Source organism: Vibrio sp. RE88 (genome assembly GCF_013113835.1).
Lineage (GTDB): Bacteria > Pseudomonadota > Gammaproteobacteria > Enterobacterales > Vibrionaceae > Vibrio.
The window spans coordinates 136,906-146,127 of record NZ_VTYQ01000003.1; the positions used below are offsets into that span (position 1 = coordinate 136,906).

The following is a 9,222-nucleotide window of genomic DNA, read 5'->3' on the forward strand; positions in this document are numbered from 1 at the left end:
CTGCAAATAACAATAAAGTAACGGATTGTTGATGAACCTAATCTGAATTAAAAACGGGTGAGCGCCACTTCGGCGAAATTTTCTCTACAGATGCTCGGTCATATCCACGCATTGTTATTTTGGAGTCCTATCATGCATGTAGAAAATAAAGAATTAAAACAAAGTAATATTGGTTACAATCTTGGCGTTATTGGCGTCGCATTAGTGTTGGCTTGGATTGGTATTTACAAGTTTACCCCGACAGAAGCTAAGTTGATTGAACCTTTGGTGGTCAACCATCCAGCGATGAGTTGGCTTTATGACATCATCTCTGTACAAGCGGTTTCGAATCTTATCGGTGCCACCGAGATCATCGTGGCTATTGGCCTGATTGCTGGCTTTAAAAATGCGAAAATCGCGTATGTGTCCGGAATTGCAGCCGCTGTAATTTTTGTGGCAACACTCAGCTTTCTTCTAACGACGCCAAATACTTGGAAAGTGTCTGATGGCATCCTCGTGACCAATTTCTTTTTAGTGAAAGATATCCTGTTCTTGGCGATTTCAATTAGCGTCATTGAACGCAACAAGCCTTTAGTTCAAGCTTAAACGAGCAAGGGCCCGCTTTCTCAGCGGGCCCTTGTTGTAAGAAGATTCGAGTTAAAGTGTCACCATTAAGCTTTCTTAACAAATTGTGCCGTCACCATCATTTCACCTGCACCATCAACTTTGCAGTCCAACTGATGGTCTTTACCATCGACAATTCGTCGGATCACAGCTTTAGTGCCTATTTTTAGGATCAGGGAGCTGCCTTTAACTTTAAGATCTTTTGCCAAAGTCACTTTATCCCCTTCTGCGAGCAACGTGCCGTTGGCGTCTTTAACATTGGGAGTTTCGGCTTCAAGTGCCTCATCAGGGTTCCATTCATACGCACACTCTGGGCATACCAAGTGGCTCTGATCTTGATAAACATATTCGGACTGACAATTTGGGCACGGTGGGAAAGACATATATTCACTACTTGTTGAGATTGTTTGCCATATGATACTGCGCTTAAAAGCCCTATGCGAGCCATTAGATATAAAAAGCTACACCGCCGCTTTGGGTATAGATTATGCGCCCAGTAACGGCAGATGTTTTATCTTGTGGTAGGTCATGCTCATGATGAGACAATGTCTGATAGCGTCTTTAGGTAGCGGTTTTGATAACTCAAGGACAATCGCCCTGTTGCCCTGACAATCCAACACATCACCATAGAGTTCTCGAAAAGTGTCCACCAGCATAGTCTGGCAATGAAAGAGCAAATAATACTGATCCGGAGTCGTCGACTTCCAGTCAATTCTGACTGGGCTTCCTGACTTAACACTGAAACTCGGCTCACCCCATTTTAAAGATTCACTCACAACGCCTAGGCTCAACTCTTCAGCCAGCTGAAAAATCATCGCTCTTAGATTGAGAAGTTTGGTTCGTACGTCTTCAGGGTATTGGTTGAAATGCGCTTGCATTGACGGTTCCATCACACACCTTTTAAGAGTGTTGGCTACGAGCTTCAAGTGGAGTATTCATGAGTTCAGCCTATTTCTCGTATTCATCTTTTCGGCGTAACCACGACATATTGTTTCCACCTTCATCCCGGCCTTTAGGCACCATATCGAGCAGATCGTAAGTCGTCATGACTTTCTCCAACCCTCGCCCATACACAGAATAGGTGTGATAAATCTCGTCATCTCCGACACGTTTAAACACGCTGATGCCAGGTGCTTCTTTGCACGGAAAAGAAGTATTCTCTTTGTAGTTGTAGGTAGCCGATTGAGCCGCTAATTCACTGTCGTTGAAAGACACATTGAAGTCTCGATTAAACTCAGACTCTGCGGACGACACCCACTGAAAGTCCCACTCCATACGTTGCTTATACCTGAGGAGCTGTGAAACCGGAGCAATGGAAATCGCGGCGAAAGCGACGTCTTTTCAGCCAGATGAGTCAATGCCGGGTTGATGTGATCGGCCATAAAAGAGCAGGATTTACATCCGGCCTCCCAATCTTCCTGAAACATGAAGTGCTGCACAATTAACTGGGATTTATCTCCGAACAACTCAGAGAAGTGAATAAGCCCCTGTTCGCTCTTGAAGGTGTAGTCCTTCTCGACCAATACCCAAGGCAAAGCCAGCCTTTCTTTAGTTAACTCATCGCGAAGCCTAGAGTACTCTTTTTCTTTCTTTAAAAGCGCAAGACGAGCCTCTACCCATTCACGCTTTGAAACCACTTTGCTATTCATGATATATACCCTCGGGTGACTAATTTATGTATAGCACTTTCCTCAGAGTAAACCTGTGTGTCGTCTAACTCTGAGAGAGACCGCCATCGACCACTAAAGTATGACCAACGACATAGCTTGCTTGATCTGAGCACAACCACTCAATCGCGCTCACAATTTCCGCGGGCTCAGCGAAACGGCCAATAGGCACCACAGACTCGACTTCAGAACGAATATCAGGACTATCAGACGCTTGGCGCTCTTCCCACCTTGGTGTCCAAGTAACGCCTGGCGCGACGGAATTAATTCTGACGCCCTCTTTAATCGCCTCCAGCGCCACCGAGCGAGTCAAACCTTCCAAGCCATGCTTTGTCGCGCTGTACATTGACACGTTGGGCGTCGGGCGAACGCCATTGACGGAGCTGACATTAACAATCGACGCGCCTTTAGACATCAGTAGTAACTCGTGCTTCAGACACAGAGTATGAGACCATAAATCATTGACGAGGGTTTTGTAGAGCTCATCAGAGTCCACTCTGGAGAATTGGCCTTTAGATTCTATCTTCGGAGAAGCATTATTGATCGCGATATCAAGCTTTCCATACTTTGAAGTCAGGTATTCAAACAATGCCTCAACCTGCTGACGATCCGATACGTCCACAACTTGAAAATCCACATCAGACAGCTCTGGATTCGTTTTCGTAACTTCCTCCCAAGTTTCGATAGTTCGAGCACACGTGACCACCTGCTCTCCTTTTGAAGCGTACAATTTAACCGCTTCCAAACCAATACCCTTGCTACCACCTGTGACCAGGACTGTTTTCATTGTTGATTCCTTTCATATCACCTCGACCATTTCGCCTGATGCTAAAGCATGTTCCACTCACTTATGCCGTGCATGGCTGTCATTATTGACCTTTTCACTTTAATACAAATTAAACGGAGGGCTTAAATTTTTTCGTCATGCCTTGGCTAGCTGGAGCAACCAAACGATAGCCAAGTTTTTCATAAAAAATGGGCTCATCCGCAATCATTGATACATAAGAGCCAGCCAAGGCAACGGAAGACAGATAGCTGTCGATGTATTCCATAACCTTTCTCCCTAGCCCTTTGCCTTGGTAATCCGGGTCGACGGCAATATCAACAACTTCAAAATTGCACCCGCCATCACCCACGACGCGCCCCATCGCAATTAGCTTATCTCCATCCATAACGGAAACACCATAAAGTGAGTTTGGTAATCCTATTTTGGCGGCTTCAAGAGACTTAGGCGATAACCCCGCAGTGACACGCAAAGCACAATAAGCTTCAGGGCTAGGCACACTTTGTACAACGACATATTCCATTCAATTCTGCTCCTATCATCATCTATTTGACGGAGCATACACCAAATAACTGTATAAAAAAACAGTACCCATGCCAATCTATTCTACTGGCTTAATTGATCACCATATTGGCAGCCATGACCAGTAAGAGAGCAGCAAAGATCTTCTTAATCGTTGGGACAGGTAAAGAGTGTGTCGCCTTAGCACCTAGAGGCGCTGTAAACCAAGACGTACTTACAATGCCGAATAAAGCAGGTAAATAAACAAATCCGGCAAAGCCATCGGATAACGCATAGTGACCGCTACCTGAACTGATATAGCCAATGGAGCCAAACAGTGCGATCACAATGCCACAAGCAGACGCACATCCAATCGCTTTTTTCATATCAACGGAGAAAAACGTTAATAAAGGAACTAAAAGTGCGCCGCCACCAATGCCTATCATTGCCGACAAACCACCTGTAATCGTTGTAAGCACAGTGAGGAAAGGTCTGCTTGGCATTGGTTGATCGTTCGCTGAATCACTTTTACTGCTGAAGATCATTTTCAGTGCAATAAGAATAACGCTGACTGCAAACACAGCCCGAACCACTTGCTCGGGCAGCAACGCCGCCATAAAACCGCTAATCAATGCCCCTAGCGCAACACCTGTCATTATCCATGGTGCGAGATTCCACGGAACATTACCGTTTTTATGATGAGCGATGGCTGAAGAAGTTGAAGTAAACAAAATGGACGCCAATGAGGTAGCAATCGCTGCAATCACTATCTGCTCACTCGGTAACACACCAAAGTGGAGTAAAATAATGCTGAGTATCGGAACAATGACTAGGCCACCACCAATACCCAACAACCCAGCTAAGAAGCCAACACCACTGCCTAATAGTGCGCAATATATGATCAACAACACCAAATCACTCACTCATTTCTCCTTTTCATTTTGTTGGAAATATTGTGTTATAAAAATGCTTCATGTTCCCATGAAGCACACTAATATATCTCTTTCATAAATAATGAAACATGAAATCTCTTCATGTTGATAGTGAAGTAAATCCATTGTTATTTATGTGTCGATCAACGTTATAAATAAATCTCTGCTCTTAACTACAGCTCATTTTATTCAGATCTCTGAGGTTAAATGGAAAAAGCAGTGGTGGCTCAGATCTGGGATTATCAAAAACAAAAAAGAAGCCCGGAAGAGCAAGGAATGAATCAGCTTTCATCTTAGGAAATAGGATAACAGATCACCATGAATACAGACTTCACATTTACTATCAAGAGCCTTAGCCTCGATGAGAACTATCGCCCTGCTGACAGCACACGTATTACGACCAATTTTGCCAACCTAGCGAGAGGCGAAAGTCGACAACAAAACCTACGCAATGCACTACAGATGATTGATAACAACTTCAATGCATTAGCACATTGGGACAACCCGAACGGTGATCGTTATTCTGTTGAATTGGAAATCGTATCCGTCGATATGGATATTGAGGCAGGCGGTGAGAGCTTCCCTTCGATTGAAGTACTCAAAACTTACATTGTCGACCATAAAACCAATGAGCGCATTGAAGGGATCGTAGGGAATAATTTTTCGTCTTATGTACGAGATTATGATTTCAGTGTTCTTCTACTTGACCATAATAAAGGCAAACCTCAATTCAGTATTCCAGAAAATTTTGGTGAGCTGCACGGCAAACTATTTAAGCATTTCGTCAGCTCAGAAACATATAAGCAGAACTTTAAAAAGCCACCAGTTATTTGTTTGAGTGTTTCGGATAACAAAACGTATCACCGAACTGAAAATCAACACCCGGTATTAGGTTTTGAATACGAGCCGAATGAGTCTTCTCTCACGGAACAATATTTCCAGAAAATGGGGCTACAAGTTCGTTACTTTATGCCGCCAAACAGTGTTGCACCTTTCGCATTTTATTTCTTTGGCGATTTACTCAACGATTACACCAACTTGGAGCTGATTAGTACGATCAGCACGATGGAAACGTTCCAAAAAATCTATCGCCCGGAAATCTATAACGCGAACGCTGCAGCAGGTACCTCTTATCAGCCAAGTTTGAAAAATAGTGATCATTCATTGACGCAAATTGTTTATGACCGTGAAGAGCGTAGCCGCTTAGCTATTGAGCAAGGGAAGTTTGCTGAAGAGCACTTCATCAAACCATACCAGACCGTTCTTGAACAGTGGTCAGCAAATTACGCTTAACAACTAACGAAAACAAAAAGCACTTACTATGAAAACACTATTACCAACTTCAACGGCGGGGAGCCTGCCAAAACCTTCTTGGCTGGCACAACCTGAAACACTTTGGTCACCTTGGAAACTACAAGGCGATGAACTGACGGATGGCAAACACGATGCTCTACGTCTGTCATTACAAGAACAACAGCATGCCGGTGTGGATATCGTCAGCGATGGTGAGCAAACACGTCAGCACTTTGTTACCACCTTCATTGAACACCTGAGCGGCGTTGATTTTGAAAACCGCCAAACGGTTAAGATCCGTGACAGATACGATGCAAGCGTGCCAACTGTTGTTGGCCCTGTCAGCCGCCAAAAACCTGTATTTGTTGAAGATGCGAAATTCTTACGCCAGCAAACAGATCAACCGATTAAATGGGCGCTACCTGGCCCAATGACGATGATTGACACGCTTTACGATGATCACTACAAAAGTCGCGAAAAGCTCGCATGGGAATTTGCAAAAATACTCAACCAAGAAGCCAAAGAACTCGAGGCCGCTGGGGTGGATATTATCCAATTTGATGAGCCTGCCTTTAACGTCTTTTTCGATGACGTCAACGACTGGGGCATCGCATGCCTAGAAAGAGCCATCGAAGGGCTAAAGTGTGAGACGGCGGTCCATATCTGTTACGGCTACGGTATTAAGGCCAATACAGACTGGAAGAAAACGCTGGGCTCTGAGTGGAGACAATATGAAGAGGTTTTCCCTAAGCTACAGCAATCCAACATCGACATTATCTCACTGGAATGTCATAACTCTCGGGTACCAATTGAGCTACTGGAACTCATCAGAGGCAAAAAGGTGATGGTGGGCGCTATAGACGTTGCAACCAATACCATTGAGACACCCGAGGAAGTCGCAGAGACGCTAAGAAAGGCATTACAGTACGTCGATGCCGACAAACTTTACCCTTGCACCAACTGTGGTATGGCTCCACTGCCACGTGATGTATCAAGCGGCAAGCTCAATGCCTTAGCAGCTGGCGCAGAGATAATCCGCAGAGAACTCGCTGGCGCGAGCTAGAGGCGGTAAGGGCCGTTCTCAAATCACAAAATAAGGTGGCAATTGATGCCACCTTACGTCGTTACTAAGCCGCTATTTTCGAGTGTTCGGTTCAACCCCAAGATCACTTATTGCCGAGAATCCTGAAAGTACGTTCCTAAAGTTGCTTTTCCATTGGAATACAATCCAAGCTAATACCTCTTGGAGAATGATAAGTTGAGAGACTATCTCCGACAAACCCACACGAGCGATAAAAAGGCGCGGCATTTAAAGTTGAATCCAACTTTAACGTATGTAAACCATGTTGCTTAGCTAGCTCTTCCAGAAAAGCCAGCATTTGTTTTGCGGCCCCTCGCCCAAAGAAATCTGGTTCGACAAAAATGGCATCAACCATACCTGTTTCGGTATTCAGTTTGCCGCTTCCGATGACTTGACCATCTATTTCTGAAACGTAAAAGGTATTGACGACATCTTGGGTAAATCCATAGGATACTTCTCCTTGAGTCCATAGAGAGAGCTGCTCTTCAGAATAAGAGCCAGAACATTTTTCAACAATAGCTCGCTTACGGAGTCCAAAGATCACCTGTGTATCAGACTCAATCGCTTTTCTAATGGTTACCATCCACTTCTCCCTGCTACCTTTCGTAAAATGCTGATTTAAGAGTGAAGCAGAGCAACATTGACCATACTAAAAGCGTCAAGAGCTCCTCCTACAACCCTCGTTAACTGTTCGAAACACCGACGATTGAAAAGTGATGACTTGCGATATTAAACCCTTCACGCAGATAAAACTTATGTGCAGGGAAACGTTGAACACCCGAATCTAGATGAATTTGCTCACAACCGTGTTCAATTGCGTACGACTTAAACCAATTGATTAGGAGTTTACCAACACCACGAGAGCGAAATTGAGAGTTTGTTACTAAGTCTTCAATGTAGATATGCTTACCCCATGCAAGCTTTTCTCCCACACTAAATCCCGCGACAGCAAGTACCCCTTCAGATGATTTCACATAAACAACCTGATAGCCATTCAGTTGCTGTTTATCAATTTGTGCCGATAAGGAATCTAAATGGTAATTGGGGCGAAGTTGCATCAGCACCTCAAGCACTGATGTGTAATCGGCGTTTTTCTCTAGAAACTGGACTTCCATGTTTTCTCCATCTAATCGGCTATACATGTTAATAGCTAAGCAATATTCGTTATCTACACCCAACCATTGCACTACACCACTTTCAGTAGCTGTTTTTGCGAGCGATTAAGCCGCTACCATACCAAGGCTACTTAAGGCGTTCTTGCCATTTACCATTGTTTTCATGCTTGCACTTTTCTTCGGTGTCAAAACGAACATGTCGTCGTATATCTTTGAGGTTGATATCGATTGATACCAGCTTCTTCTTGATAAGAGAGCACATGTCGTCGAGGTCGGCTTTGGCTAGGTTTGCATCAGTATCGTAAACACAAATCACCGACAGAGATCCGGGGAAAGCATCATAATTCACTAGGTGTGTTAACCACATGAATCCTTCGGATTCCTCTTGTGCCACATCACATGCCTCGGTTAGGGCGATTCTGATAGCGTTATCTCGTTTCTTATCTGTCTTTCTCATTGTTACTTACCTTAAAAATGCTTACCGCTTTATTACGTCATGCTCAAAGCTGTTCCCATACCTAAACCGCAGCCTCAGAATGACATCAAAACAACCAACAACATGAGCTACTAATAAAGGCTTTGTTATGTAGCAATATTGTTCTTGGTATAGATATGGTCAGCATATAATCTGTCACCAATTTTATACGCATCTGGAACAATTTCTTTAAGCGAAAAGCCACTTCTCAAAAGCACTTTTTCAGAGCCTATATTCCCTTCAGTCACTATTGCGCTAAATGATTGAATACCCAGCTCTTCAACAGCCCAGATTATTAACGCGTTTAGTGATTCAGTTCCAAACCCTAGGCCATGATATTGCGGCAAAAATAGGTACCCTACTTCGGCCACCCCATCGACTAAACGAAAGCCAGTGACTCCTACTTTTTCACCGGTCTCACGCAGGGTGATTGTTAAGCACAACCATTGCTCCGAATTCCTATTCCAGGCCGGTAGCCTAGACTCAAAACTTTGCTTTATGTCTTCAGGTGAAGGCTCATCAAAACATAAGTTTATTACTCTAGGCTCCCGGTTCAGAGACTGAAATAACTCCCAGTCGGAATCCTTAATTTGAGCCATATCTAACCTATTAGTTTGTATTTTCATTGATCGTACCGCCCTTATTGCAATAATACTGCGCGAAGATGCCAGCAGTGTCTCCTCCAAACTTAACTTATTGGTTATAAAAGCGAAAGTAGGCTCGATATAAAAATGCTAAGTGGGATAATTCATCTTATGAAGCTCTGCTTTG

The 9,222-nt window shown here is 43.9% G+C and carries 13 protein-coding genes and 1 pseudogene; 3 read left to right on the forward strand and 11 right to left on the reverse strand.

Translation table 11 applies throughout. The features are described from left to right. The first annotated feature begins 132 nt into the window (after positions 1–132). Positions 133–585, forward strand: a complete 453-nt coding sequence (locus F0265_RS06595) for a YkgB family protein (RefSeq protein ID WP_171748293.1) — start codon at positions 133–135, stop codon at positions 583–585. A 65-nt stretch (positions 586–650) separates the two neighbouring features. Here F0265_RS06595 and F0265_RS06600 read toward each other — a convergent pair whose 3' ends face one another. From F0265_RS06600 to F0265_RS06625, 7 genes and pseudogenes are all read right to left on the reverse strand, one after another. Beyond that, positions 651–986 (reverse strand): zinc ribbon domain-containing protein YjdM, encoded by a 336-nt coding sequence (locus F0265_RS06600; protein WP_006961967.1) that lies wholly within the window; start codon positions 984–986, stop codon positions 651–653. 102 nt (positions 987–1,088) lie between these two features. After that, positions 1,089–1,493: a DUF1801 domain-containing protein gene (locus F0265_RS06605; protein ID WP_171748294.1), complete on the reverse strand. Its 405-nt coding sequence runs from the start codon at positions 1,491–1,493 to the stop codon at positions 1,089–1,091. 58 nt (positions 1,494–1,551) lie between these two features. Next, on the reverse strand, positions 1,552–1,923 hold the full coding sequence (locus tag F0265_RS24525; RefSeq protein ID WP_345775865.1) for a DUF899 family protein: 372 nt from the start codon (positions 1,921–1,923) through the stop codon (positions 1,552–1,554). Between the two features lie 23 nt (positions 1,924–1,946). Then, a pseudogene (locus F0265_RS06610) lies at positions 1,947–2,252 on the reverse strand (DUF899 family protein); the annotation flags it as partial. A 64-nt stretch (positions 2,253–2,316) separates the two neighbouring features. Next, positions 2,317–3,057 carry an SDR family oxidoreductase gene (locus F0265_RS06615; protein WP_171748295.1) on the reverse strand — a complete coding sequence of 247 codons (741 nt, stop codon included), beginning with the start codon at positions 3,055–3,057 and terminating at the stop codon, positions 2,317–2,319. Between the two features lie 109 nt (positions 3,058–3,166). Then, on the reverse strand, positions 3,167–3,577 hold the full coding sequence (locus tag F0265_RS06620) for a GNAT family N-acetyltransferase (RefSeq protein ID WP_171748296.1): 411 nt from the start codon (positions 3,575–3,577) through the stop codon (positions 3,167–3,169). A gap of 91 nt (positions 3,578–3,668) precedes the next feature. Further along, positions 3,669–4,478 (reverse strand): TSUP family transporter, encoded by an 810-nt coding sequence (locus F0265_RS06625; protein ID WP_171748297.1) that lies wholly within the window; start codon positions 4,476–4,478, stop codon positions 3,669–3,671. 327 nt (positions 4,479–4,805) lie between these two features. Between F0265_RS06625 and F0265_RS06630 the strand changes: the two genes are divergently transcribed. Both F0265_RS06630 and F0265_RS06635 read left to right on the forward strand, forming a co-directional pair. Beyond that, positions 4,806–5,780, forward strand: coding sequence for a DUF1852 domain-containing protein (locus F0265_RS06630; protein WP_171748298.1), 975 nt, complete (start codon positions 4,806–4,808; stop codon positions 5,778–5,780). A 28-nt stretch (positions 5,781–5,808) separates the two neighbouring features. Beyond that, complete coding sequence (locus tag F0265_RS06635; RefSeq protein ID WP_171748299.1) at positions 5,809–6,843, forward strand: methionine synthase; 1,035 nt, start codon at positions 5,809–5,811, stop codon at positions 6,841–6,843. A 136-nt stretch (positions 6,844–6,979) separates the two neighbouring features. Here F0265_RS06635 and F0265_RS06640 read toward each other — a convergent pair whose 3' ends face one another. The 4 genes from F0265_RS06640 to F0265_RS06655 form a co-directional block, all read right to left on the reverse strand. Beyond that, entirely contained in the window at positions 6,980–7,444 is a 465-nt protein-coding gene (locus tag F0265_RS06640) for a GNAT family N-acetyltransferase (RefSeq protein ID WP_171748300.1), read from the reverse strand. A gap of 100 nt (positions 7,445–7,544) precedes the next feature. Then, positions 7,545–7,976 carry a GNAT family N-acetyltransferase gene (locus F0265_RS06645; protein ID WP_171748301.1) on the reverse strand — a complete coding sequence of 144 codons (432 nt, stop codon included), beginning with the start codon at positions 7,974–7,976 and terminating at the stop codon, positions 7,545–7,547. Positions 7,977–8,103: 127 nt separating this feature from the next. Continuing rightward, the gene (locus F0265_RS06650; protein ID WP_171748302.1) at positions 8,104–8,433 is read right to left on the reverse strand and encodes a hypothetical protein; all 330 of its coding nucleotides are present in this window, start codon (positions 8,431–8,433) and stop codon (positions 8,104–8,106) included. Between the two features lie 125 nt (positions 8,434–8,558). Then, entirely contained in the window at positions 8,559–9,077 is a 519-nt protein-coding gene (locus F0265_RS06655) for a GNAT family N-acetyltransferase (protein WP_171748303.1), read from the reverse strand. Positions 9,078–9,222: the final 145 nt, after the last annotated feature.